The organism is Pseudomonas sp. SK3(2021) (assembly GCF_016772375.1).
Classification (GTDB): domain Bacteria; phylum Pseudomonadota; class Gammaproteobacteria; order Pseudomonadales; family Pseudomonadaceae; genus Aquipseudomonas; species Aquipseudomonas chlororaphis_I.
In genome coordinates this window covers 1,244,231-1,267,525 of sequence record NZ_CP061943.1, presented here as the reverse complement: position 1 = coordinate 1,267,525, position 23,295 = coordinate 1,244,231, and the positions used below count along the sequence as shown (strand labels likewise).

Genomic DNA, 23,295 nt, shown 5'->3' with positions numbered 1-23,295 from the left:
CTGAATCGCGGGAAGCGGCAGGTCGGGCGAGTGCGCCGACGGCCTTATGATGGCGATAATATTCCGTGCCCCAGGCAACACCCAGCACTATTGATCAGGGTGATTAAGGTGCCAAAGCGCAGAGAAGCGAAGGGTGCGCGAACGCGCGGTAAAACCGGCCGGGCAGCGGGGCCCGGCGTGCAGATTCAGCTCAAGGCTTTTTCGATGGCCTGGACCACGGCCGGATCGTCGGGTGCGGTGCGTGGGGAGAAACGCGCCAGGACGCGACCGTCCTTGCCCAGCAGGAACTTCTCGAAGTTCCAGGTGATGTCGCCCGGGAATTCCGCCCCTTCGCCCGCCAGCAGACGGTACAACTGATGGCGCTCCGGACCGTTGACGTCCAGCTTGCTGCTCAATGGAAAGGTCACCCCGTAGTTGAGGCTGCAGAACTCCTGGATTTCCTGCTCGGAGCCCGGCTCCTGTCCGGCGAACTGATTGCACGGCAGGCCCAGCACGCTGAACCCCTGGCCTTTGTATTGCTGGTAGAGGTTCTCCAGCGCCGCGTATTGTGGTGTCAGACCACACTTGGAGGCGACGTTGACCACCAGCACGACGTGCCCCTTGAAAGGCGCGAGCGGTAGCTCCTGACCATCCAGGGCTTTCAATTTAAGGTCGTGAAAAGCACTCATGACGAACTCCAGATTCCCGTGTTCTTGCAGAAAACAGCCACTCGACAGTACCGCCTGTTGCCCGGCGACAAAAGCCGCGGACTAAAAAGGCGCCCTCGGGCGCCTCTCCAGTCAGATTTGAGCTTAGCGCAGAAATCAGTGGTGATGGCCACCTTCGCCATGGACGTGACCATGGGCGATTTCTTCCTGGCTGGCGTCACGGATGTCGACAACCTTGACCTTGAAGTTCAGGCGCTGGCCGGCCAGCGGGTGGTTGCCATCGACGGTCACGTCGTCGCCGTCCAGGTCGCGGATGGTGACGATCTGCATCTGGCCGTCCGGAGCGGAAGCGTGGAACTGCATGCCCACTTCCAGTTCGTCGACGCCTTCGAACATGCTGCGGCTCAGGGTGCTGACCAGTTCGGCGGCATATTCGCCGTAGGCATCTTCCGGCTCGACGGCAACGTTCAGCTCGTCGCCGACGTTCTTGCCTTCCAGGGCCTTTTCCAGGCCTGGAATGATGTTCCCTGCGCCATGCAGGTAAACCAGCGGGGCGCCGCCGGCAGAGCTGTCGATGACCTCACCAGCGTCGTTGGTGAGGGTATAGTCGATGGAGACAGCCTTATTGGCGGCGATCAGCATGGGGCGAGACCTTTTGCATAAGAATGAAGAACGTCCAAGTTTAGCGAAGCAATCGCCCGAAAGCGAACGGAACCCGGATAAACGGAACGCGGCGCCAGGCTCGACGATCGTCGGCTTTCGTCAGGATGAAGATGGCCACTGGGTCGTCGAGCTGTCCTGTGGCCATACCCAGCACCTGCGCCACCAGCCGCCCTGGCAATCGCGGGCCTGGATCCTGGATCCGCGCAAACGCATGGAAAAAATAGGCCAGCCCTTTGCCTGCGGTTGGTGCGCACAAGGCTCGGTTAGCGCTAACCTTGGCGCCTGAATTTCCGGTAGAGCAGTACACATAAACGACTCACCGTTGCCATGCACCCTTCGAGAATCCGCATGCAAACTTTTTTTATCGCACCCACCGATTTTGGCGTGGGCCTGACCTCCATCAGCCTCGGGCTGGTGCGTACCCTGGAACGGGCCGGCCTCAAGGTCGGCTTCTTCAAACCCATTGCCCAGCCTCACCCAGGCGATACCGGCCCTGAGCGCTCGACCGAGCTGGTGGCCCGCACCCACGGCCTGAAACCGCCGCAGCCGCTGGGCCTGGCCCATGTCGAACGGATGCTCGGCGACGGCCAGCTGGACGAGTTGCTGGAAGAGATCATCACCCTGTACCAACAGGTGGCCGTCGGCAAGGACGTGCTAGTGGTCGAAGGCATGGTGCCGACACGCAGCGCCAGCTATGCCGCGCGGGTCAACCTGCACCTGGCGAAAAGCCTGGATGCCGAGGTGATCCTGGTGTCCGCCCCGGAAAACGAAGTGCTCACCGAGCTGTCCGGTCGCGTGGAATTGCAGGCGCAGTTGTTCGGCGGACCGCGCGACCCGAAAGTGCTGGGGGTGATCCTCAACAAGGTGCGTACCGACGAAAGCATGGAGGCCTTTTCCGCCCGTCTGAAAGAGCATTCGCCCCTGCTGCGCAGCGGCGACTTCCGCCTGCTCGGCTGCATCCCCTTCCAGCCGGAACTGAACGCGCCGCGCACCCGCGACGTCGCCGACCTGATGGGCGCCCAGGTGCTCAACGCCGGCGACTACGAAAGCCGGCGCATGACCAAGATCATCATTTGTGCGCGCACCATGCGTAACACCGTGGAGCTGCTCAAGCCCGGCGTGCTGGTGGTGACGCCCGGCGATCGCGACGACATCATCCTCGCCGTGAGCCTGGCGGCGATCAACGGCGTGCCCCTGGCCGGGCTGTTGCTGACCAGCGACACCCTGCCCGACCCTCGGATCATGGAGCTGTGCCGCGGTGCCTTGAATGCCGGCCTGCCGGTGCTGTCAGTGAGTACCGGCTCCTATGAAACCGCCAACCAGCTGAACAGCCTGAACAAGGAAATCCCCATCGACGACCGCGAGCGCGCGGAAATCATCACCGACTTCGTCGCCAGCCACCTGGATGCCAAGTGGCTGCACCAACGCTGCGGCACGCCGCGGGAAATGCGCCTGTCGCCGGCGGTGTTCCGCTACCAGTTGATCCAGCGTGCCCAGGAAGCCAACAAGCGCATCGTCCTGCCCGAAGGCAGCGAACCGCTGACCGTGCAGGCCGCGGCGATCTGCCAGGCGCGCGGTATTGCCCGTTGTGTGCTGCTGGCCAGGCCGGCGGACGTCGAGGCGGTCGCCCGGGCCCAGGGCATCGAATTGCCGCCTGGCCTGGAAGTCATCGACCCGGACCAGATCCGCGAACGCTACGTCGAGCCGATGGTCGCGCTGCGCAAGAGCAAGAGCCTCAATGCACCGATGGCCGAACAGCAACTGGAAGATCCGGTGGTGATCGGCACCATGATGCTGGCCCTGGACGAAGTCGACGGCCTGGTTTCCGGCCTGACCCACTCCACCGCCAATACCATCCGCCCGGCCTTGCAGCTGATCAAGACCGCACCGGGCTGCACCCTGGTGTCGTCAGTGTTTTTCATGCTGTTCCCCGAGCAGGTGCTGGTCTACGGCGACTGTGTGATGAACCCGCACCCGAGCGCCAGCGAGCTGGCCGAGATCGCCCTGCAAAGCGCCGACTCGGCGGCCGCGTTCGGCATCACCCCACGGGTGGCGATGATCAGTTACTCCAGCGGCGAGTCGGCCAGCGGCGAAGAAGTGGAGAAAGTCCGCGAAGCCACCCTGCTGGCCCATGAAGCCCAGAACTCGCTGCTGATCGATGGCCCGTTGCAATACGACGCCGCGGCCAACGAAGCCGTGGCCCAGCAACTGGCGCCCAACAGCCAGGTCGCCGGCAAGGCCACGGTCTTCGTGTTCCCCGACCTGAACACCGGCAACACCACCCACAAGGCCGTGCAGCGCAGCGCCGACTGCGTCAGCCTCGGGCCGATGCTGCAAGGCCTGCGCAAGCCGGTGAACGACCTGCCCCGTGGCGCCCAGGTCGACGACATCGTCTACACCATCGCCCTGACCGCGATTCAAGCCGCCAACCGACCTCTGGATGTGTAAATGCTGGATTTTCTACCTGCACCGCTGCGAGGCGTGATCGCCTCGCTGTTGTTGGCGCTCAATACCCTCGTCTGCTGTACGCCGTTGTTCGTGGTGGCGATCTTCAAGTTGCTGCTGCCCTTCCCGGCGGCCCAGCGCTTCACCGACTGGCTGATGAGCCACATCCATGAAGCCTGGATCAGCAGCAACAAGGCCTGGATGAACCTGCTCGGGCACACCCGCTGGCACCTCAGCGGGCTCGACGGCCTGGACTACCGGCACTCGTACCTGATCACCAGCAACCACCAGAGCTGGGTCGACATCATGGTCCTGCAGTACGTGCTCAACCGCCATATCCGCCCACTGAAGTTCTTCCTCAAGCAGGAGCTGATCTGGGTCCCAGTGATTGGCCTCGCCTGGTGGGCCCTGGGTTTTCCGTTCATGAAGCGCTACTCCAAGGCCTACCTGGAAAAACATCCGGAGAAAAAGGGCAAGGACCTGGAGACCACCCGCAAGACCTGCGCGAAATTCCGCGACAACCCGGTGGGTATCTTCAACTTCGTCGAAGGCACACGCTTCACCCAGGCCAAGCATGCGCAACAGGCCTCGCCGTTCCGCTACCTGCTCAAGCCCAAGGCCGGTGGCATCGCCTTCGTGTTGGACGCCATGGGTGAGCAACTGGAATCCATCGTCAACGTGACCATCCACTACCCGGCGGGCCAGCCGGGCTACTGGGACCTGTTGTGCGGCAAGGTCAATGAGGTGGTGGTGCATTTCGAAGAGCTGCCGATTCCACCGCAGTTCATCGGCAAGAACTACGACCAGGATGGCGTGTACCGCCTGGAGTTCCAGGGCTGGATCAACCAGCTGTGGCAGAACAAGGATGCGCTGCTGGAGCAGATGCATCGGGAGTATCCGGGGAAGTAATGACGTGCCTGTAAGGGGCTCATCGCGGGCAAGCCTCACTCCTACACTGGAGCAACACCCTGGCTTCCGTAGGAGCGAGGCTTGCCCGCGATAGCGTTCTCAAGGCCACAAAAAAGCCCGCCGTCGATCACTCGACGGCGGGCTTTTTACTGGGCGCTGAGGCTTAGATCGCGCCGCGCTTGCGCAGTAGTTCCAGCACTTGCTTGACGCCCTCCTCCAGCGACTCGGACTGGGTGTCGATCACCAGATCGGCATCCAGCGGCACGTCGTACGGGAAGGACTCGCCCGGGATGTTATCCCCACCCGCGGCGTACAAGCCCTGCGGATCACGCTCGGCGCAGACCGCCGGCGAAGCCTGGACGTAGACCGTCAGCAGACGCTCCTTGCCGATCAGCTCCCTGGCCTGCTCACGGCCTTCCGCACTCGGCGCGACGAACGCCGCCAGGGTCAGCAGGCCGGCTTCGTTGAACTGACGCGCCACGTGGGCGGCACGCCGCCAGTTCTCGGTGCGCCCGGCGCGATCCTGAGGCAGGCCTTTGTTCAGGTCGTGACGCAGGTTCTGGCCATCGAGGACGAACACCGCACGGCCCATGTCGAACAGCTTGCGCTCGACCGCGTAGGCCAGGGTGCTCTTGCCGGCGCCGGACAGGCCGCTGAACAGCACGGTAGCCGGTTGTTGGCCGAAGCGTTGGGCGCGCTCCTCGGTGGCGACATGCGCCAGCTTGCCATGGTGCGTGCTGCTGCCATGCACCACAGGCTGGGCGACGATCATGCCGGCGCCGACGGTGCCGTTGGTCAAGCGGTCGATGACGATGAAGGCACCGGTGGTGCGGTTGCTGTCGTAACCATCGAGGGCGATCGGCGCGTCGAGGGCGATCTTGACCTTGCCGATCTCGTTCAGCTGCAGAGCGCTGGCCGGACCTTCTTCAAGGGTGTTCACGTCGACCTTGTTGACGATGCTGGCGATGGAGCCCGGCACGTAACTGGTGGCGCGCTTGATGTCGTATTTCTTGCCCGGCAGCATCGGCTCTTCGGCCATCCATACCAGCATGGCTTCGAAGCTGTCGGTCACCGGCGGTACGTTATCGGCATGCACCAGCAGGTCGCCACGGGAGATGTCGATCTCGTCTTCCATGGTCAGGGTCACGGCCTGGCCCGGGCCGGCATGCTCCAGCTCGCCTTCGAAGGTAACGATGGACTTCACCCGGCTGCTCTTGCCCGACGGCAGCACCACGACTTCGTCGCCCTTGTGCACGATGCCGCTGGCCAGGGTCCCGGCGAAACCACGGAAGTTCAGGTTCGGACGGTTGACGTACTGCACCGGGAAGCGCAGGTCGGTGAAGTTGCGGTCGCCCGCCACTTCCACGGTCTCGAGGATTTCCATCAGCGACTGGCCGGTGTACCACGGCGAGCGCTCGGACTTGTTCACCACGTTGTCGCCCTTGAGGGCCGACATCGGCACGAAGTGCAGGCTGGTGGGCTTCATCTTCAGGCCTTCGGCGAACTTCAGGTAGTCGGCCTTGATCGACTCGAACACACCCTGGTCGAAGTTCTTGAGGTCCATCTTGTTGATGGCCACGACGATGTGCTTGATGCCCAGCAGGGAGGCGATGAAGCTGTGGCGACGGGTCTGGGTCTGTACGCCGTAGCGAGCGTCCACCAGGATGATCGCCAGGTCACAGGTGGAAGCGCCGGTGGCCATGTTGCGGGTGTACTGCTCATGGCCGGGGGTGTCGGCGATGATGAATTTGCGCTTGGCGGTGGAGAAGTAGCGGTAGGCGACATCGATAGTGATGCCCTGCTCACGCTCGGCCTGCAGGCCGTCGACCAGCAGCGCCAGGTCGATGTCGTCACCGGTGGTGCCGACTTTTTTCGAGTCGCGGGTAATGGCTTCCAGATGGTCTTCGTAGATCATCTTCGAGTCGTGCAGCAGGCGACCGATCAGGGTGCTCTTGCCGTCGTCGACGTTACCGCAGGTCAAGAAGCGCAGCAGTTCTTTGCGTTCGTGCTGGGCCAGGTAGGCGAGGATGTCCTCGCTGATCAATTCGGATTGATGCGACATGTTAGACCCTACTTAGAAATAGCCCTGACGTTTCTTGTCTTCCATGGAACCGGCGCCATCATGATCGATGACCCGGCCCTGGCGCTCGGAAGTTCGCGTCAGGAGCATTTCCTGAATGATGTCCGTCAGGCTTTCGGCCTCGGACTCCACCGCGCCCGTCAACGGGTAGCAGCCAAGGGTACGGAAACGCACCTTCTTCTTGACGATGCGGGCCTTCTCCTCGTCGGAGAGGTGCTCGAGGATGCGCTCGTCGTCGATCATGATCAGGGTACCGTTCTTCTCGATCACTTCGCGCTCGGCGGCGAAGTACAGCGGCACGATCGGGATACCTTCGAGATAGATGTATTGCCAGATGTCCAGCTCGGTCCAGTTCGACAGCGGGAAGACGCGGATCGACTCGCCCTTGTTGACCTTGCCGTTGTAGACGTTCCACAGCTCGGGACGCTGGTTCTTCGGGTCCCAGCGATGCTTGCTGTCGCGGAACGAGTACACGCGCTCCTTGGCGCGGGACTTCTCTTCGTCACGCCGGGCACCGCCGAACGCCGCATCGAAACCGTACTTGTCCAGCGCCTGCTTGAGGCCCTCGGTTTTCATGATGTCGGTGTGCTTGGCACTGCCATGGGTGAAGGGGTTGATACCCTGCGCAACGCCTTCCGGGTTGACGTGGGTGATCAGTTCCAGGCCCAGCTCTTCGACCATGCGATCGCGGAACTTGTACATCTCCTGGAACTTCCACTGGGTGTCGACGTGCATCACCGGAAACGGCAGCTTGCCCGGGAAGAACGCCTTGCGCGCCAGGTGCAGCATCACGGCGGAGTCTTTACCGATGGAGTACAGCATCACCGGGTTGTCGAACTCGGCGGCCACCTCGCGGATGATGTGGATGCTTTCCGCCTCCAGCTGTTTCAGATGCGTCAGTTTGTCGACCATGGCTACTCACGAAAGCTTTCTTATGGACGGCCTGCGGGCCGTGTTCGAGCGGGGCATGCTAGCACAGCGACCTCTTCTAATCAGGACGCCGGCTAGATCGAAACGGTATATGAATATACCCGCCTGTTTGTTGTGTTTACGCCTATCTGTAGCTGCTGCCGCAGGCTGCGATCGACTGCGCAGCAGACGTGCTCTTGAAGGCCCTGGGGGCATTGTTGCAGCCTGCGGCAGCGGTTACAGGACAAGGCTTTATATAGGGTTCGGGCAGTCGATGAACAAGTGCTCGAGGGCGAAGCGGCGGGCCAGGTAATCACCCAGCGCCTGCACGCCGTAACGCTCGGTGGCGTGATGACCGGCGGCGATAAAACTGATGTCGTTTTCCCGGGCGCTGTGGAAGGTCTGCTCCGAGGCCTCGCCGCTCAGGTACAGATCGACCCCGGCCAGCACCGCCTGGTCGATGTAGCCCTGGCCGCCGCCGGTGCACCAGCCGACACGCCGGATCATCTTGCTGCCTTCGACCACCAGCGGCTCGCGCCCCATCGTTTCCTGGACCTTGCGGGCAAAGTCCCGCGCGGTCATGGGCTCGGCAAGGGAACCGACCAGCCCGACGACCTTCAGGTTGTCCGGGTCCAGTGGACCTTCCACGGTAATATCCAGTTGCCGCGCCAGTTGCACGTTGTTGCCGACGTCCGGATGCAGGTCCAGCGGCAGGTGATAAGCCAGCAGGCTGATATCGTGCTTGAGCAGGGTTTTCAGCCGACGCTGCTTCATGCCAGTGATGCAGGGGTTCTCGCCTTTCCAGAAATAGCCGTGATGCACCAGCACCAGATCGGCATTGGCCTCCACCGCGGCGTCGAGCAATGCCTGGCTGGCCGTGACGCCGCTGACGATGCGCAGCACCTGTGGCCGCCCTTCGACCTGCAAGCCATTGGGGCAGTAATCGGCAATTCGCGAACTGCCCAGGTAGCGGTCCGCCTCCTCTACCAGAGTGCTCAGGGCAACGGCCATAAAAGACTCCTAAATATCCCGTTCAGAGGCGCGCGCGGCCTCGTATAATGCGCGACATTATGGGCCGTCCCGGGCGGCCTGCAACCTCTCAGGACTTGCTCAATGCTCAAGGCTCTGCGTTTTTTTGGCTGGCCACTGTTGGCCGGCGTGCTTATCGCGTTGCTGATAATTCAGCGTTACCCGCAATGGGTCGGCCTGCCCAGCCTGGACGTCAACCTGCAGCAAGCCCCGCAAACCAAGGCGCTTCGACAAGGCCCGGTGTCCTATGCCGATGCCGTGGCGATCGCCGCGCCGGCGGTGGTCAACCTGTACACCACCAAGGTCATCAACAAACCGGCGCACCCGTTGTTCGAGGACCCGCAGTTCCGCCGCTTCTTCGGCGACAACCTGCCCAAGCAACAGCGCATGGAATCGAGCCTGGGTTCCGGGGTGATCATGAGCCCCGAAGGTTATCTGCTGACCAACAACCACGTGACCTCCGGCGCCGAGCAGATTGTAGTGGCGCTCAAGGACGGTCGTGAAACCCTGGCCCACGTAATCGGCAGCGACCCGGAAACCGACCTGGCGGTCCTCAAGATCGACCTGAAGAACCTGCCCTCGATCACCGTCGGGCGCTCCGACAGCATTCGCATCGGCGACGTGACCCTGGCCATCGGCAACCCGTTCGGGGTCGGCCAGACGGTGACCATGGGCATCATCAGCGCCACCGGGCGCAATCAGCTGGGCCTGAACAACTACGAAGACTTCATCCAGACCGACGCGGCGATCAACCCGGGCAACTCCGGCGGCGCGCTGGTGGATGCCAACGGCAACCTGACCGGGATCAACACGGCGATCTTCTCCAAGTCCGGCGGCTCCCAGGGCATTGGCTTCGCCATCCCGATCAAGCTGGCCATGGAGGTGATGAAGTCGATCATCGAGCACGGCCAGGTGATTCGTGGCTGGCTGGGCATCGAGGTGCAACCGCTGACTCAGGAACTGGCCGAATCGTTCGGCTTGTCCGGGCGACCGGGCATCGTGGTGGCAGGGATTTTCCGCGACGGTCCGGCGCAAAAGGCCGGCATGCAGTTGGGTGACGTGATTCTCAGCATCGATGGCGAACCGGCCGGCGATGGCCGTCGCTCGATGAACCAGGTGGCGCGGATCAAACCCAGCGACAAGGTCAGCATCCAGGTGATGCGCAACGGCAAGGAGCTCAAGCTCACCGCCGAGATCGGCCTGCGCCCGCCACCGGCGCCGGTCAAGGAAAACGAGTAAAAGCATCGCGGGCCAGCTTCGCTCCTGCAGGAGCGAGCTGGCCCGCGGTAGGGCTTACAGCCCGCCCAGGCCGTCGATCAGGGCCTGGTTCTGCTCCGGCGTGCCGATACTGATCCGCAGGAACTGGGCAATCCGCTCCTGCTTGAAGTGCCGGACAATCACCCCCTGCTCCCGCAGCTTGGCCGCCAGGCCCACCGCATCGTGTTGCGGATGACGGGCGAAGATGAAGTTGGCGGCCGACGGCAGCACTTCAAAGCCCTTGGCACGCAACTGCGCCACCACCTGCTCGCGGCTGTCGATCACCAGTTGGCAGGTCTTGGCGAAGTACTCGCGATCCTCGAACGCCGCCGCGGCGCCGACTATCGCCAGGCGATCCAGCGGGTAAGAGTTGAAGCTGTTCTTGATCCGCTCCAGCGCCTCGATCAGGTCCGGGTGCCCCACCGCCAGGCCGACACGCAGGCCCGCCAGCGAACGGGACTTGGACAGGGTCTGGGTTACCAGCAGGTTCGGGTAACGGTCCACCAGGCTGATGGCGGTTTCACCGCCGAAGTCGATGTACGCCTCGTCCACCACCACGACCGAATCGGGGCTGGCCTCAAGGATCTGCTCGACGGCCTCCAGGGCCAGCAGGCAGCCGGTCGGCGCGTTCGGGTTGGGGAAGATGATCCCACCGTTCGGCCTGGCGTAATCGGCTGGGCGGATCTGGAACTGCTCGTCCAGCGGCACCGCCTCGAAGTCGATGCCGTACAGGCCGCAATACACCGGATAGAAGCTGTAGCTGATGTCCGGGAACAGCAGCGGCTGGTCGTGCTGCAGCAAGCCGTGGAAGATGTGCGCCAGCACTTCGTCGGAACCGTTGCCGAGGAACACCTGGTTGCTCTGTACTCCGTAATACCGGGCCACCGCCTGCTTGAGCAGGTCGCCGTTGGGGTCCGGGTACAGGCGCAGGTTGTCGTTCAGTTCGCCCTGCATCGCGGCCAGCGCCTTGGGCGAAGGGCCGTAAGGGTTTTCGTTGGTGTTGAGCTTGACCAGCTTGGTCAGCTTCGGCTGTTCGCCCGGCACATAGGGCACCAAGTCCTTAACGAACGGACTCCAGAATCTACTCATGCTTATTGCCCCTGTTCCTGGTCAGCGATGATCCGGTATTCCGCACTGCGGGCATGGGCGCTCAACGACTCGCCACGGGCCAGCACCGAGGCGGTCTTGCCCAGTTCGGAAGCGCCCTGCTCCGAACAGAAAATGATCGACGAACGTTTCTGGAAGTCATACACCCCCAGTGGCGAGGAGAACCGCGCCGTGCCGGAAGTCGGCAACACGTGGTTCGGGCCCGCGCAGTAGTCGCCCAGGGCCTCGGAGGTGTGACGGCCCATGAAGATCGCACCGGCGTGACGGATCTGCGGCAGCCAGGCCTGGGGATCGGCGACGGACAGTTCAAGGTGCTCCGGAGCGATGCGGTTGGCCACTTCGATGGCTTGTTGCATGTCACGCACCTGGATCAGGGCGCCACGGCCGTTGATCGAGGTATTGATGATTTCCGCGCGCTCCATGGTCGGCAGCAGCTTGGCGATGCTGGCGGCGACCTGATCGAGGAACGCCGCGTCCGGGCTGACCAGGATCGCCTGGGCGTCTTCGTCGTGCTCGGCCTGGGAGAACAGGTCCATGGCGATCCAGTCCGGATCGGTCAGGCCATCGCACACCACCAGAATCTCCGAAGGACCGGCGATCATGTCGATGCCGACCTGGCCAAACACGTGCCGCTTGGCGGTGGCCACATAGATGTTGCCCGGGCCGACCACCTTGTCCACCTGCGGCACGCTCTCGGTACCGTAGGCCAGGGCGGCAACGGCCTGGGCGCCACCGATGGTGAACACCCGGTCGACGCCGGCGATGCACGCCGCGGCCAGCACCAGCTCATTGACCTCGCCACGCGGGGTCGGCACCACCATCACCACTTCGGCGACCCCGGCGACTTTGGCCGGGATGGCATTCATCAACACCGAGGATGGATAAGACGCCTTGCCGCCCGGTACATACAGGCCGGCGCGATCCAGCGGCGTGACCTTCTGGCCCAGCACCGTGCCATCGGCCTCGGTGTAGCTCCAGGAGTCCTGTTTCTGCTTTTCGTGGTAGCTGCGCACCCGTGCCGCAGCTTTCTCCAGGGCTTCGCGCTGGGCCACGGTGATCCGGGTCAGGGCCAGCTCCAGGCGCTCGCGCGGCAGGATCAGGTCGGCCATGGAGGCCACTTGCAGGCCGTCGAAACGCTGTGTGAACTCCACCAGCGCCGCGTCGCCGCGCTCGCGCACCGCCTTGATGATATCCAGCACCCGCTGATTGACCGAGTCGTCAGACACACTTTCCCAGCTCAGCAGATGATCCAGATGATGGGCGAAATCCGGGTCAGCAGCGTTGAGTCGGCGAATTGCAGTGGGAGCGGTCATAGCGAGGGCCTCATTGAATGGCTAATGCTCAGGCACCCTAAGCTACCAGTCCATTCGCGCGGGCACCTGAGAAAATTGGCTATGACACGGATAGACGGGCGCGGCTAGCGCCGCGCGAGTGAATCAACCGCGGTGTCGCGACTCCACTGCTTTGCGCAGGGTGTCGATCAGTGCCTGGATGCGGGCGTGCTGCATTTTCATGGAGGCCTTGTTGACCACCAGGCGGGAACTGATCATGGAAATCAGCTCCTGGGGCTCCAGGCCATTGGCCCGCAGGGTGTTGCCGGTGTCGACCACGTCGATGATCTTGTCCGCCAAGCCGATCAGCGGCGCCAGCTCCATCGAGCCATACAGCTTGATGATGTCGACCTGGCGACCCTGCTCGGCGTAGTAGCGCTTGGCAACGTTGACGAATTTGGTGGCGACGCGCAGGCGGCCCTTGGGCTCGACCGCGCCGATGGCACCGGCAGTCATCAGCTTGCACTGGGCGATCTGCAAGTCCAGCGGCTCGTACAGGCCCTGGCCGCCGTATTCCATCAGCACATCTTTACCAGCCACGCCGAGGTCGGCGGCACCATGTTCGACATAGGTCGGCACGTCGGTGGCGCGCACGATCAGCAAGCGCACGTCGGCCTGGGTCGTGGGGATGATCAGCTTGCGGCTCTTGTCCGGATTCTCGGTGGGCACGATGCCGGCTTCAGCCAGAAGCGGCAAGGTGTCATCAAGGATGCGGCCCTTGGACAGTGCGATGGTCAACATGGGAAACGTAAGTCCTTATCAGGATACTCATGCCCGGTCGCAAACGGCGCCAGACACACATCGAGCCTGAACACAGGCTCGACTTGGAACCAAACCTTGGGGCACGTCCCTGTGCCCATCACGCAAACTAGCCCGGTACGCGGCGGATCTTGGCGCCGAGCATCTGCAGCTTCTCTTCGATGCACTCGTAACCACGGTCGATGTGGTAGATGCGATCGATCAGGGTGTCGCCTTCGGCCATCAGGGCCGAGATCACCAGGCTGGCCGAAGCCCGCAGGTCGGTGGCCATGACGGGCGCGCCCTTGAGGATTTCGGTCCCGGTGACGATGGCGGTGTTGCCTTCGACCTGGATCTTCGCGCCCATGCGGTGCAGTTCGTAGACGTGCATGAAGCGGTTTTCGAAGATGGTCTCGATCACCGCGCCCGTGCCTTCGGCAATGGCGTTGAGCGAGATGAACTGGGCCTGCATGTCGGTCGGGAACGCCGGGTACGGCGCGGTACGCACGTTGACCGCCTTCGGACGCTTGCCGTGCATGTTCAGCTCGATCCAGTCCTCGCCGGTGGTGACTTCGGCGCCGGATTCCTTGAGCTTTTCCAGGACGGCTTCGAGGATGGTCGGATCGGTGTCCTTGACCTTCACGCGGCCGCCAGTCACGGCGGCGGCGACCAGGTAGGTGCCGGTCTCGATACGGTCAGGCATGACCTTGTAGATCGCCGAGTGCAGGCGCTCGACACCATCGATGGTGATGGTGTCGGTACCGGCGCCGGAAACCTTGGCGCCCATGGCGTTGAGGAAGTTCGCCAGGTCGACCACTTCAGGTTCGCGGGCGGCGTTCTGCAGCACGCTGCGGCCCTTGGCCAGGGCGGCGGCCATCATGATGTTCTCGGTACCGGTCACACTCACGGTATCGAAGAAGAAGTGCGCACCGCGCAGGCCGCCTTCAGGCGCCTTGGCCTTGATGTAGCCGCCTTCGACGTCGATCACCGCGCCCATGGCCTCCAGGCCGCGGATGTGCAGGTCGACCGGACGCGAACCGATGGCGCAACCGCCAGGCAGTGCGACTTCGGCTTCGCCGAAACGGGCAACCATCGGGCCCAGAACCAGGATCGAGGCGCGCATGGTCTTGACCAGCTCGTACGGCGCGACCAGGGTCTTGATGGTGCGCGGGTCGATTTCGACGCTGAGTTTCTCGTCGATCACAGGCTCAATGCCCATGCGCCCGAACAGCTCGATCATGGTGGTGATGTCGTGCAGGTGCGGCAGGTTGGCGACCGTGACCGGGCCATCGCACAGCAGGGTTGCAGCCAGAATCGGCAGGGCAGAGTTCTTTGCCCCGGAAATGCGGATCTCGCCATCAAGACGAACGCCGCCGGTAATAATCAATTTATCCATAAGAATCTCGACGCCCTTGGGCTCAGGTGCGCTCGGCCCAGGCCGCGCTGCTGAAAAATTTCATAGTGACCGCATGGATGCTGCCATCGGCGATCCACGGGTTCAAATGGGCATAGATGCTCTGCTGACGCTTGACCGGACTCAAGGCCACCAGTTCGTCACTGATCACGTTCAACTGAAAGTTGCAGCCTTCGCCCTCAACTTCTACCTGAACGGATGAAAGAGTCTCGGACAGCTTTCCTTCAAGGAAGCTCTTCACTTCGTTGGCCTGCATGCTCAACCTCAATCGGCGCCCTGTGCGCGCGGGTCGGACATCATACAAAAAAGCCCCGCGCCTGCGAACCCCGCATAGCAGGACTCTGACGGGGGGCTTGCTTGTCGATGGGTGACTAAGGCTGCGCCAGCAGCTCGGTCAAACCGGAAACCTCGGCGATTTCGCGCATGTCTTCAGGCAACGCACGAATGCTGACGGCCTTGCCGGCTGCCGCGGCATCGCGCATGAAGGCCAGCAGCAACGACAAGCCGACGCTGCTGGACTTCTCTACCGCCGAACAGTCGAGCACCAGCGCCGCCGCGGTGCTCGACGCGATCAGGGCCTGCCCCTGCTTGCGCAGGCCCGGGCCGGAGCGATAGTCCAGCACACCGCTGATCAGCAGTTCGCCGGCTTCACCCAGACGGACGGCCGACTCACTCATTGCGTGACCTTCTCAGGCGAGTTTTCGGTCGCTTCCTTGGCCTTGGCCACTTCGCCGGCCCAGTTATTGATGGTCTTGTCCAGGTCGTTGCCATTGCGCTGCATGGCATCGGCGAACTGATCGCGGAACAGCTTGCCGATATTGATGCCGTTGATGATCACGTTGCGCAGCTTCCACTCGCCGTTGATCTTCTCCAGCGTGTAGGACACAGGATAGATCGCACCGTTGCTGCCCTTGACCGTCATGCCGACGCTGGTACGGTCGCCCGACTCGTCCCTGGCAGGATCAACGACGATGCCCTGGTTGTTGTACTCCAGCAAGGCGTTGCCATAGAACTGGAACAGGCCCTTCTTGAAGTTTTCTTCAAAGGTGCGCATCTGTTCCGGCGTGGCTTTACGCGAGTACTTGACCGTCATGATGCTCTTGGAAATACCTTCGGCATCCACGACCGGACCCACGATGCTGTTCAGCGCCGCATAAAAGTCTTGCGGGTCCTGCTTGTACTTCTCTTTATTGGCGGCCAGGTCGGCCAGCAGACGGTTGGTGGTGTCCTGTACCAGATCATGCGCGGAAGGCGCCGCCACGGCGTGAGCCATCAACGGCAACGCCGCCAGTAATACCAACAGGCTACGTCGCAAGGTAGAGATCATGAAAAAGTCCTCATTTGGCGTCTTTGCTAACGGTATTGAGCAGGAATTTACCGATCAGGTCCTCAAGCACCAGTGAAGACTGAGTGTCGTGGATGGTCCCGCCATCCTTGAGCAACGTGTCTTCGCCGCCGACGCTGATACCGATGTATTTCTCGCCAAGCAGCCCAGCGGTCAGGATAGATGCAGTCGAGTCGGTCGGCAGGTTATCTACGCGCTTTTCCAACTGCAGCGTGACCCGACCGGTGAAACTGTCGCGGTCCAGATCGATAGCCGTGACCTTGCCGATGGTCACACCGGCCATGGTCACCTTAGCTCTGACCGTCAAACCGGCGATATTGTCGAAATAGGCGTAAAGTTTATAAGTATCGGTGCTCGAGGTCGGGGACAAGCCACTGACCCGCAAGGCAAGCAACAGCAAAGCCAGGATGCCGGCCAGCAGGAAAAGGCCGACACCGATTTCCAGGGTGCGGTTTTGCATCAGAAATCTCCAAACATCAAGGCGGTCAGAATAAAGTCCAGGCCGAGTACAGCCAACGAGGCGTACACAACGGTCTTGGTAGTGGCACGACTGATACCCTCTGAAGTGGGCTCGCAGTCATAGCCTTGGAATACGGCGATCCAGGTCACGACAAAGGCAAAAACGATGCTCTTGATGATGCCGTTGAGCACGTCCTCATTGAACGTCACGCTGTTTTGCATGTTCGACCAGTAGGAACCTTCATAGACCCCCAGCCAGTCGACGGCCACCCACGAACCGCCCCAGATGCCCACCACGCTGAAGATAATCGCCAGCAACGGCAGGGAAATGAAACCGGCCCACAGACGTGGCGCGACAATGTATTTGAGTGGGTCGACGCCGATCATCTCCAGGCTGGAGAGCTGTTCGGTGGCTTTCATGTTGCCGATTTCCGCGGTCAGCGCCGAGCCAGCCCGACCGGCGAAGAGCAATGCCGTGACCACCGGCCCCAGTTCACGCAGCAGGGTCAGGGCGACCATCTGCCCCACTGCTTGCTCCGAACCGTAGCTGGACAGGATATTGAAGCCCTGCAGCGCCAGTACCATGCCGATGAATATCCCGGAGACCACGATGATCACCAGGGACATCACGCCCACCGAATGCAACTGCTTGACCAACAGGCCGAAGCTGCCGCCGATACTGCCGCGGCCGAACAACACGTGAAACAGCATCAGGCTCGAACGCCCGAGCACCGCGAGAACGTCGATGCCCGAGTGGCCGAACAGACGAATTCGCTCCAATAAAGATACTTTGCGCATCAGCGCGTCCCCAGAAGATCTGCGCGGTAATCCGGCGCGGGAAAGTGAAAGGGTACCGGACCGTCGGGGTCGCCTTTCATGAACTGGCGGATCCGCGGGTTATCGGAATCCATCAACTCGTCGGGCGTGCCCTGCCCCAGCACCTGGCCGTCGCCCACCACATAGATGTAGTCGGCGATGCTCGCGGTTTCCGCCAGATCATGGGAAACCACGATGCTGGTGATACCCAGCGCGTCGTTGAGCAGACGGATCAGGCGCACCAGCACGCCCATGGCGATGGGGTCCTGGCCTACGAAGGGCTCGTCGTACATGAGGATCTGCGGGTCCAGCGCGATGGCCCGGGCCAGGGCCACACGACGCTTCATGCCGCCGGACAGCTCGTCGGGCATCAGGTCGATGGCACCGCGCAACCCGACCGCCTGCAACTTGAGCAGAACGATATCGCGGATCATTTCATCCGGCAGTTGGGTATGAACGCGCAGCGGAAAGGCGACGTTCTCGAACACATCGAGATCGGTGAACAGCGCGCCGCTCTGGAACAGCACGCCCATCTGCTTGCGGGCGTCGAACAGATCACCGCGCGACAATTTGGGCAGGTTCTGGCCGTTGACCCAGACCTCACCGCTGCTGGGGCGCAATTGCGCGCCCATCAACCGCAGGAGCGTGGTCTTGCCGCAACCGGAAGGCCCCATGATGCCGGTGACCTTGCCCCGCGGAATACGGATATCGACATTATTGAAGATGCTGCGCGCACCGCGCTTGAAGGACAGTCCCTTCAGCTCGACCGCGTAGGCGTTATCGGCACTCATCTAAACTCCTTGCGATGCAGCCTCTCACTCGGACGCTTGGCTCCCTGCCGGGAGTACATGCACCCGGGGCAGGCCGAACTGGCGGCGAACTATATCACTGCTGATACGGAGCCCCCAAGGCCGAAGCCATGCGTGTTCAGGATCACGACAGGCTAAAACGGGCTTTACAGGGCAATTCCAGCCTATAGAAGGACAAAGGCTGACGAACTTGCGTGAGGGAATCGATCATTACCGCTATAATCGCCGCCTTTTCATCAGGCTATACGATTTCTGACATGAGCCAATCCAGCGACCTGATTCAATCGGCACAACGCACCGTCCGCCTCGAGATAGAAGCCGTGCAAGGCTTGCTGCCACATATCGACGCAGATTTCGTACGCGCTTGCGAGATGATTCTGGCCAGCAAAGGCCGCGTAGTTGTGGTCGGCATGGGCAAGTCCGGGCACATCGGCAACAAGATCGCCGCCACCCTGGCCAGCACCGGCACCACCGCGTTTTTTGTCCATCCGGCCGAAGCCAGCCACGGCGACATGGGCATGATTACCCGGGACGACGTGATCCTGGCCCTGTCCAATTCCGGCTCGACCAATGAAATCGTAACCCTGTTGCCACTGATCAAGCGCCTGGGCATCCAGTTGATCAGCATCACCGGCAACCCCGATTCGGCGCTGGCCAAGGCCGCCGAGGTCAACCTCAACGTCCAGGTCAAGCAAGAGGCCTGCCCGCTGAACCTGGCCCCGACCTCCTCGACCACCGCCGCCCTGGTCATGGGCGACGCCCTGGCCGTGGCGCTGCTGGAAGCCCGCGGCTTCACCGCCGAAGACTTCGCCTTCTCCCATCCGGGCGGCGCGCTGGGCCGGCGCCTGCTGCTGAAGGTCGAGAACGTCATGCATGCCGGCGAGCAACTGCCACAGGTCCAGCGTGGCACGCTGCTCAAGGATGCCTTGATGGAAATGACCCGCAAGGGCCTGGGCATGACCGTCATTGTCGAGGCCGACGGACGCCTGGCGGGGGTCTTCACCGACGGCGACCTGCGCCGCACCTTGGACCGCACCATCGACATTCACCACACCACCATCGATGAAGTCATGACCGTTCACGGCAAGACCGCCCGTGCTGAAATGCTGGCGGCCGAAGCCCTGAAAATCATGGAGGACAATCGAATCAACGCCCTGGTCGTGGTGGACAAGGACGATCGCCCGATCGGCGCCTTCAACCTGTCCGACCTGCTGCGCGCGGGAGTCATGTAATGAGTACGGATCTGCTGCAACGCGGCAAGAACATCAAGCTGGCGGTATTCGACGTCGACGGCGTACTGACCGACGGTCGCCTGTACTTCCTCGAAGACGGCAGCGAATTCAAGACCTTCAACACCCTCGACGGCCAAGGCATCAAGATGCTGATGGCCACGGGCGTGCAGACGGCAATCATCAGCGGCCGCAAGACGCCGGTCGTCGAGCGTCGGGCGAAAAACCTGGGGATTCCCCACCTGTTTCAGGGGCGCGAAGACAAACTGGTAGTGCTGGACGGGCTTCTTGCCCAACTGGGCCTAAGCTATGAGCAAGTCGCCTACCTGGGCGACGATCTGCCGGACCTGCCAGTGATCCGCCGGGTCGGCCTGGGCATGGCCGTCGCCAATGCCGCCCGATTTGTCCGTGAACACGCCCATGGCGTCACCCAGGCCCGTGGCGGCGAAGGTGCCGCCCGCGAGTTCTGCGAGTTGATCCTGCGCGCCCAAGGCAGCCTTGAAGCGGCCCACGCCGCCTACTTATAGAGCCTCCCATGCTGAGCAAAAAGATTCGCAACATACTGATCTTCGGCATCATCACCGTGCTGTTCCTGGCGGTGGGGTACTGGAACATCAGCCCGGAACGCTTCCTCGACAAGCCGGTCGCGCAGGTCGACGAAAGCGCCATCGACTACTACGCCATCAACGCCCGTAGCGTGCAGTACCTGCCCGACGGCAAGCTGCAGTACGAAATGACTTCCGACAAGGTCGAACACCTCAAGGCCACCGAGGTGACCCTGCTGACCAAGCCGGACCTGCAGATGTATCGCGGCACCACCTTCCCCTGGCACGTCCAGAGCGAGCGCGGCGAAGTCAATCCGGATGGCACCCAGGTCGAGTTGATCGATTCGGTACGGGTTTCCCGCACCGACGAGAAAAATCGCAACCTGCTGATCACCACGACCCGCATGACAGTATTCCCGCAGAAGCAATATGCGCAGACCGATCAAGACGTTAGAATCGACGGCGCCGGCGGCGTGACGACTGGCAAGGGAATGAAAGCGTATTTGAAAGACGGCAGGATGAACCTGCTATCGAACGTAAGAGGACAGTATGAGGCTCGTTAAAACCCTCCCTATTTTGCTCGGTCTGGGCGCAGCACTGGGAAGCGTGAGCGCCTGGTCTCTGCCGAACGATAGCCAGCAACCGATCCGCATCCAGGCCGACGACGCTCAACTGGACGACAAGAATGGCGTAGCCACCTACAGGGGCGACGTGATCATCACCCAGGGCTCGATGAAGGTCACCGGCAATACCGTGACCATCACCCGCACCCAGGCCGGTGACATCGACGTGGTGACCTCGGTGGGCAACCTGGCCTACTTCGAACAGCTTCAAACCCAGGGCGATACCAAGCCGGTCCAGGGCTACGGCGTGACCATCCAGTACCATGCCGCGCAGAACCGCGTCGTACTGATCGACCGCGCCAAAGTCGTCGACAAGGACGGCAACATCACCCAGGGCGAGAAAATCGTCTACGACACCAACAAGAAGCTGGCCAGCGCCGGTCGCGCCACCGGCAGCAAGGTCACCGAGTCGCGCCCACGGATCGACATGGTCATCCAGCCGAAAAAGAAAACTGACGAGCAAAAGGCCCAGTAATGGCAACTCTGAAAGCTCAGCACCTGGCCAAGAGCTACAAGAGCCGCCAGGTCGTGCGTGACGTCAGCCTGTCCATCGACAGCGGCCAGATCGTCGGCTTGCTCGGCCCCAACGGCGCCGGCAAGACCACCTGCTTCTACATGATCGTCGGCCTGGTCCAGGCCGATCAGGGTCGCATCCTGATCGACGACCTGGATGTCAGCCACCAGCCGATGCACGGCCGCGCCCGCGCCGGGATCGGCTACCTGCCGCAGGAAGCCTCGATCTTCCGCAAGCTCTCGGTGGCCGACAACATCATGGCCATCCTCGAGACCCGCAAGGAGCTCGACAAGGCCGGCCGTCGCCAGGAACTGGAAAGCCTGCTGCAGGAGTTCCACATCAGCCACATTCGCGACAACCTGGGCATGAGCCTTTCCGGCGGCGAACGTCGCCGTGTGGAAATCGCCCGCGCACTGGCCACCGCCCCCAAGTTCATCCTGCTCGACGAACCCTTCGCCGGCGTGGACCCGATCTCGGTAGGCGACATCAAGCAGATCATTCATCACCTGAAGGCCAAGGGCATCGGCGTACTCATCACCGACCACAACGTCCGTGAAACCCTGGATATCTGTGAAACCGCCTACATCGTCAACGACGGTCAACTGATCGCCGAAGGCGACGCCGAAACCATCCTAGCCAACGAGCTGGTCAAGGAAGTTTACCTGGGCCATGAGTTCCGCTTGTAAGCCCTGAGGTGTTTGGCTGGTCGCCAGAGCGCCCGCCCCAATAGAACCCTGCTGTTTTTATTGTTACAGCGCTCTAGGCAAACACTTCAGTTTCAGGCATATAATTTGCTTATGTTTGGCGCTCACGCGCCCTGTAGTGGATGGCGCATGTGCGCCGGCGAATAAGGTGTTAAGCCCCTGCCATGAAACCATCGCTAGTCCTCAGAATGGGCCAGCAGCTGACGATGACACCGCAGCTGCAACAGGCCATCCGCCTGCTCCAATTGTCGACCCTGGACCTGCAACAGGAAATCCAGGAGGCCCTGGAGTCCAACCCGATGCTCGAGCGCCAGGAAGAAGGCGACGACTTCGATAGCACCGATCCGCTGGCCGACAACGCCGAGCAGAAGCCCAATACCGATATCCAGGAACCCTCCTACCAGGAAGCCGCCCCGACGGTGGACAACCTCGAGGACGGTGAATGGAACGAACGCATTCCCAACGACCTACCGGTCGACACCGCCTGGGAAGACGTCTACCAGACCAGCGCCAGCAGCCTGCCCAGCAACGATGACGATGAGTGGGATTTCACCACCCGCACCTCGGCTGGCGAAAGCCTGCAGAGCCATCTGCTCTGGCAGTTGAACCTGGCGCCCATGTCCGATACCGATCGCCTGATCGCCGTGACCCTGATCGACTGCATCAACAATCAGGGCTATCTGGATGAAACCCTCGAGGAAATCCTCGAAGCCTTCGATCCGGAGCTGGACATCGAACTCGACGAAGTCGAGGCCGTCCTGCACCGCATCCAGCAATTCGAGCCTGCCGGTATCGGCGCCCGCAACCTGGGTGAGTGCCTGCTGTTGCAGCTGCGCCAGCTACCTGCCAAGACTCCTTGGCTGACTGAAGCCAAGCGCCTGGTCACCGACTTCATCGACCTGCTCGGCAGCCGCGACTACAGCCAGCTGATGCGGCGCATGAAGCTCAAGGAAGACGAACTGCGCCAGGTCATCGAACTGGTGCAGAGCCTCAACCCACGCCCGGGCTCGCAAATAGAATCCACCGAAGCCGAATACGTGGTCCCCGATGTCATCGTGCGCAAGGACAACGAACGCTGGCTGGTGGAGCTGAACCAGGAGTCCGTGCCGCGCCTGCGCGTCAACCCGCAGTACGCCGGCTTCGTGCGACGCGCCGACACCAGTGCCGACAACACCTTCATGCGCAACCAACTGCAGGAGGCTCGCTGGTTCATCAAGAGCCTGCAGAGCCGTAACGAAACCCTGATGAAAGTCGCCACCCAGATCGTCGAGCATCAGCGCGGCTTCCTCGAGTACGGCGATGAGGCGATGAAACCACTGGTCCTGCATGACATCGCCGAAGCGGTGGGCATGCACGAGTCGACGATTTCACGGGTGACCACGCAAAAATTCATGCATACCCCTCGGGGCATTTATGAACTGAAATACTTTTTCTCCAGCCACGTAAGTACCTCCGAAGGCGGCGAATGCTCGTCCACGGCGATCCGCGCGATCATCAAAAAACTGGTCGCCGCGGAAAATCAGAAAAAGCCGTTGAGTGACAGCAAGATCGCTGGTTTACTGGAGGCACAAGGCATTCAGGTAGCCCGTCGTACCGTCGCCAAGTACCGCGAATCCCTGGGGATCGCGCCTTCGAGCGAACGGAAGCGGTTGATGTAGCCGCCGGGCTCGCCACAGCGTTCCAGTGGCAGGTCAATCGACCTGCCGCTTTATGCACTGGCAA

At 61.9% G+C, this 23,295-nt stretch carries 25 protein-coding genes; 10 read left to right on the top strand and 15 right to left on the bottom strand.

The features are described from left to right. Positions 1-185: 185 nt before the first annotated feature. Complete coding sequence (locus IF690_RS05620; protein WP_180924205.1) at positions 186-668, bottom strand: glutathione peroxidase; 483 nt, start codon at positions 666-668, stop codon at positions 186-188. A gap of 135 nt (positions 669-803) precedes the next feature. After that, positions 804-1,289 carry an FKBP-type peptidyl-prolyl cis-trans isomerase gene (locus IF690_RS05615; RefSeq protein WP_202699162.1) on the bottom strand — a complete coding sequence of 162 codons (486 nt, stop codon included), beginning with the start codon at positions 1,287-1,289 and terminating at the stop codon, positions 804-806. Between IF690_RS05615 and IF690_RS05610 the strand changes: the two genes are divergently transcribed. From IF690_RS05610 to yihG, 3 genes are all read left to right on the top strand, one after another. Beyond that, positions 1,258-1,596 carry a DUF3565 domain-containing protein gene (locus IF690_RS05610; protein ID WP_202699160.1) on the top strand — a complete coding sequence of 113 codons (339 nt, stop codon included), beginning with the start codon at positions 1,258-1,260 and terminating at the stop codon, positions 1,594-1,596. The genes IF690_RS05615 and IF690_RS05610 overlap by 32 nt on opposite strands. A 62-nt stretch (positions 1,597-1,658) precedes the next feature. Continuing rightward, the gene (gene pta, locus IF690_RS05605) at positions 1,659-3,758 is read left to right on the top strand and encodes a phosphate acetyltransferase (RefSeq protein ID WP_202699155.1); all 2,100 of its coding nucleotides are present in this window, start codon (positions 1,659-1,661) and stop codon (positions 3,756-3,758) included. Then, positions 3,759-4,664 (top strand): 1-acylglycerol-3-phosphate O-acyltransferase, YihG family, encoded by a 906-nt coding sequence (yihG, locus tag IF690_RS05600; RefSeq protein WP_202699154.1) that lies wholly within the window; start codon positions 3,759-3,761, stop codon positions 4,662-4,664. Positions 4,665-4,827: 163 nt separating this feature from the next. On the opposite strand, the gene cysN is transcribed toward yihG, so the two are convergent. The 3 genes from cysN to IF690_RS05585 all read right to left on the bottom strand — a co-directional run bounded on the left by cysN (position 4,828) and on the right by IF690_RS05585 (position 8,664). After that, entirely contained in the window at positions 4,828-6,726 is a 1,899-nt protein-coding gene (cysN, locus tag IF690_RS05595; protein WP_202699152.1) for a sulfate adenylyltransferase subunit CysN, read from the bottom strand. A 12-nt stretch (positions 6,727-6,738) separates the two neighbouring features. Then, entirely contained in the window at positions 6,739-7,656 is a 918-nt protein-coding gene (cysD, locus tag IF690_RS05590) for a sulfate adenylyltransferase subunit CysD (RefSeq protein WP_007929849.1), read from the bottom strand. Between the two features lie 249 nt (positions 7,657-7,905). Then, the gene (locus tag IF690_RS05585) at positions 7,906-8,664 is read right to left on the bottom strand and encodes a Nif3-like dinuclear metal center hexameric protein (protein WP_202699151.1); all 759 of its coding nucleotides are present in this window, start codon (positions 8,662-8,664) and stop codon (positions 7,906-7,908) included. Between the two features lie 102 nt (positions 8,665-8,766). Between IF690_RS05585 and algW the strand changes: the two genes are divergently transcribed. Beyond that, positions 8,767-9,921, top strand: coding sequence for a Do family serine endopeptidase AlgW (algW, locus tag IF690_RS05580; RefSeq protein WP_023969614.1), 1,155 nt, complete (start codon positions 8,767-8,769; stop codon positions 9,919-9,921). A 54-nt stretch (positions 9,922-9,975) separates the two neighbouring features. Here algW and hisC read toward each other — a convergent pair whose 3' ends face one another. The 10 genes from hisC to IF690_RS05530 all read right to left on the bottom strand — a co-directional run bounded on the left by hisC (position 9,976) and on the right by IF690_RS05530 (position 17,940). Beyond that, complete coding sequence (gene hisC, locus IF690_RS05575; RefSeq protein WP_202699150.1) at positions 9,976-11,028, bottom strand: histidinol-phosphate transaminase; 1,053 nt, start codon at positions 11,026-11,028, stop codon at positions 9,976-9,978. Positions 11,029-11,030: 2 nt separating this feature from the next. Further along, positions 11,031-12,359 carry a histidinol dehydrogenase gene (hisD, locus tag IF690_RS05570; protein ID WP_202699149.1) on the bottom strand — a complete coding sequence of 443 codons (1,329 nt, stop codon included), beginning with the start codon at positions 12,357-12,359 and terminating at the stop codon, positions 11,031-11,033. Between the two features lie 123 nt (positions 12,360-12,482). Further along, positions 12,483-13,118: an ATP phosphoribosyltransferase gene (hisG, locus tag IF690_RS05565; RefSeq protein WP_007929858.1), complete on the bottom strand. Its 636-nt coding sequence runs from the start codon at positions 13,116-13,118 to the stop codon at positions 12,483-12,485. Positions 13,119-13,245: 127 nt separating this feature from the next. Further along, complete coding sequence (gene murA, locus IF690_RS05560; RefSeq protein ID WP_025806432.1) at positions 13,246-14,511, bottom strand: UDP-N-acetylglucosamine 1-carboxyvinyltransferase; 1,266 nt, start codon at positions 14,509-14,511, stop codon at positions 13,246-13,248. A 22-nt stretch (positions 14,512-14,533) separates the two neighbouring features. Continuing rightward, entirely contained in the window at positions 14,534-14,785 is a 252-nt protein-coding gene (locus tag IF690_RS05555) for a BolA family protein (protein WP_007929860.1), read from the bottom strand. Positions 14,786-14,900: 115 nt separating this feature from the next. After that, positions 14,901-15,206 carry an STAS domain-containing protein gene (locus tag IF690_RS05550; RefSeq protein WP_007929861.1) on the bottom strand — a complete coding sequence of 102 codons (306 nt, stop codon included), beginning with the start codon at positions 15,204-15,206 and terminating at the stop codon, positions 14,901-14,903. Beyond that, positions 15,203-15,856: an MlaC/ttg2D family ABC transporter substrate-binding protein gene (locus IF690_RS05545; protein WP_009047006.1), complete on the bottom strand. Its 654-nt coding sequence runs from the start codon at positions 15,854-15,856 to the stop codon at positions 15,203-15,205. The genes IF690_RS05550 and IF690_RS05545 overlap by 4 nt, the downstream gene beginning before the upstream one ends. Before the next feature lie 10 nt (positions 15,857-15,866). Beyond that, complete coding sequence (mlaD, locus tag IF690_RS05540; protein WP_007929863.1) at positions 15,867-16,334, bottom strand: outer membrane lipid asymmetry maintenance protein MlaD; 468 nt, start codon at positions 16,332-16,334, stop codon at positions 15,867-15,869. After that, on the bottom strand, positions 16,334-17,131 hold the full coding sequence (gene mlaE / locus IF690_RS05535) for a lipid asymmetry maintenance ABC transporter permease subunit MlaE (RefSeq protein WP_009047005.1): 798 nt from the start codon (positions 17,129-17,131) through the stop codon (positions 16,334-16,336). The genes mlaD and mlaE overlap by 1 nt, the downstream gene beginning before the upstream one ends. After that, the gene (locus IF690_RS05530; RefSeq protein WP_202699148.1) at positions 17,131-17,940 is read right to left on the bottom strand and encodes an ATP-binding cassette domain-containing protein; all 810 of its coding nucleotides are present in this window, start codon (positions 17,938-17,940) and stop codon (positions 17,131-17,133) included. Before IF690_RS05530 ends, mlaE begins: the two co-directional genes overlap by 1 nt. Positions 17,941-18,215: 275 nt before the next feature. Here IF690_RS05530 and IF690_RS05525 point away from each other — a divergent pair, with 275 nt between their 5' ends. The 6 genes from IF690_RS05525 (at position 18,216) to IF690_RS05500 (ending at position 23,231) form a co-directional block, all read left to right on the top strand. Further along, positions 18,216-19,190: a KpsF/GutQ family sugar-phosphate isomerase gene (locus IF690_RS05525; RefSeq protein WP_202699147.1), complete on the top strand. Its 975-nt coding sequence runs from the start codon at positions 18,216-18,218 to the stop codon at positions 19,188-19,190. Then, positions 19,190-19,714, top strand: coding sequence for a KdsC family phosphatase (locus IF690_RS05520; protein WP_202699146.1), 525 nt, complete (start codon positions 19,190-19,192; stop codon positions 19,712-19,714). The genes IF690_RS05525 and IF690_RS05520 overlap by 1 nt, the downstream gene beginning before the upstream one ends. Positions 19,715-19,722: 8 nt before the next feature. After that, a complete protein-coding gene (gene lptC / locus IF690_RS05515; RefSeq protein WP_202699145.1) occupies positions 19,723-20,295 on the top strand; it encodes an LPS export ABC transporter periplasmic protein LptC in 573 nt (190 codons plus the stop codon). Beyond that, a complete protein-coding gene (gene lptA, locus IF690_RS05510; RefSeq protein WP_202699144.1) occupies positions 20,282-20,830 on the top strand; it encodes a lipopolysaccharide transport periplasmic protein LptA in 549 nt (182 codons plus the stop codon). Before lptC ends, lptA begins: the two co-directional genes overlap by 14 nt. Beyond that, entirely contained in the window at positions 20,830-21,555 is a 726-nt protein-coding gene (gene lptB / locus IF690_RS05505) for an LPS export ABC transporter ATP-binding protein (RefSeq protein WP_009047002.1), read from the top strand. Before lptA ends, lptB begins: the two co-directional genes overlap by 1 nt. Positions 21,556-21,737: 182 nt before the next feature. Then, positions 21,738-23,231: an RNA polymerase factor sigma-54 gene (locus IF690_RS05500; RefSeq protein WP_202699143.1), complete on the top strand. Its 1,494-nt coding sequence runs from the start codon at positions 21,738-21,740 to the stop codon at positions 23,229-23,231. Positions 23,232-23,295: the final 64 nt, after the last annotated feature.

What these genes read in the sequence shown, in the direction of transcription:
- IF690_RS05620 (WP_180924205.1), bottom strand. Translation starts at nt 668, where the DNA reads ATGAGTGCTTTTCACGACCTTAAATTGAAAGCCCTGGATGGTCAGGAG.
- IF690_RS05610 (WP_202699160.1), top strand. Translation starts at nt 1,258, where the DNA reads ATGGAGACAGCCTTATTGGCGGCGATCAGCATGGGGCGAGACCTTTTG.
- IF690_RS05615 (WP_202699162.1), bottom strand. Translation starts at nt 1,289, where the DNA reads ATGCTGATCGCCGCCAATAAGGCTGTCTCCATCGACTATACCCTCACC.
- pta (WP_202699155.1), top strand. Translation starts at nt 1,659, where the DNA reads ATGCAAACTTTTTTTATCGCACCCACCGATTTTGGCGTGGGCCTGACC.
- yihG (WP_202699154.1), top strand. Translation starts at nt 3,759, where the DNA reads ATGCTGGATTTTCTACCTGCACCGCTGCGAGGCGTGATCGCCTCGCTG.
- cysN (WP_202699152.1), bottom strand. Translation starts at nt 6,726, where the DNA reads ATGTCGCATCAATCCGAATTGATCAGCGAGGACATCCTCGCCTACCTG.
- cysD (WP_007929849.1), bottom strand. Translation starts at nt 7,656, where the DNA reads ATGGTCGACAAACTGACGCATCTGAAACAGCTGGAGGCGGAAAGCATC.
- IF690_RS05585 (WP_202699151.1), bottom strand. Translation starts at nt 8,664, where the DNA reads ATGGCCGTTGCCCTGAGCACTCTGGTAGAGGAGGCGGACCGCTACCTG.
- algW (WP_023969614.1), top strand. Translation starts at nt 8,767, where the DNA reads ATGCTCAAGGCTCTGCGTTTTTTTGGCTGGCCACTGTTGGCCGGCGTG.
- hisC (WP_202699150.1), bottom strand. Translation starts at nt 11,028, where the DNA reads ATGAGTAGATTCTGGAGTCCGTTCGTTAAGGACTTGGTGCCCTATGTG.
- hisD (WP_202699149.1), bottom strand. Translation starts at nt 12,359, where the DNA reads ATGACCGCTCCCACTGCAATTCGCCGACTCAACGCTGCTGACCCGGAT.
- hisG (WP_007929858.1), bottom strand. Translation starts at nt 13,118, where the DNA reads ATGTTGACCATCGCACTGTCCAAGGGCCGCATCCTTGATGACACCTTG.
- murA (WP_025806432.1), bottom strand. Translation starts at nt 14,511, where the DNA reads ATGGATAAATTGATTATTACCGGCGGCGTTCGTCTTGATGGCGAGATC.
- IF690_RS05555 (WP_007929860.1), bottom strand. Translation starts at nt 14,785, where the DNA reads ATGCAGGCCAACGAAGTGAAGAGCTTCCTTGAAGGAAAGCTGTCCGAG.
- IF690_RS05550 (WP_007929861.1), bottom strand. Translation starts at nt 15,206, where the DNA reads ATGAGTGAGTCGGCCGTCCGTCTGGGTGAAGCCGGCGAACTGCTGATC.
- IF690_RS05545 (WP_009047006.1), bottom strand. Translation starts at nt 15,856, where the DNA reads ATGATCTCTACCTTGCGACGTAGCCTGTTGGTATTACTGGCGGCGTTG.
- mlaD (WP_007929863.1), bottom strand. Translation starts at nt 16,334, where the DNA reads ATGCAAAACCGCACCCTGGAAATCGGTGTCGGCCTTTTCCTGCTGGCC.
- mlaE (WP_009047005.1), bottom strand. Translation starts at nt 17,131, where the DNA reads ATGCGCAAAGTATCTTTATTGGAGCGAATTCGTCTGTTCGGCCACTCG.
- IF690_RS05530 (WP_202699148.1), bottom strand. Translation starts at nt 17,940, where the DNA reads ATGAGTGCCGATAACGCCTACGCGGTCGAGCTGAAGGGACTGTCCTTC.
- IF690_RS05525 (WP_202699147.1), top strand. Translation starts at nt 18,216, where the DNA reads ATGAGCCAATCCAGCGACCTGATTCAATCGGCACAACGCACCGTCCGC.
- IF690_RS05520 (WP_202699146.1), top strand. Translation starts at nt 19,190, where the DNA reads ATGAGTACGGATCTGCTGCAACGCGGCAAGAACATCAAGCTGGCGGTA.
- lptC (WP_202699145.1), top strand. Translation starts at nt 19,723, where the DNA reads ATGCTGAGCAAAAAGATTCGCAACATACTGATCTTCGGCATCATCACC.
- lptA (WP_202699144.1), top strand. Translation starts at nt 20,282, where the DNA reads ATGAGGCTCGTTAAAACCCTCCCTATTTTGCTCGGTCTGGGCGCAGCA.
- lptB (WP_009047002.1), top strand. Translation starts at nt 20,830, where the DNA reads ATGGCAACTCTGAAAGCTCAGCACCTGGCCAAGAGCTACAAGAGCCGC.
- IF690_RS05500 (WP_202699143.1), top strand. Translation starts at nt 21,738, where the DNA reads ATGAAACCATCGCTAGTCCTCAGAATGGGCCAGCAGCTGACGATGACA.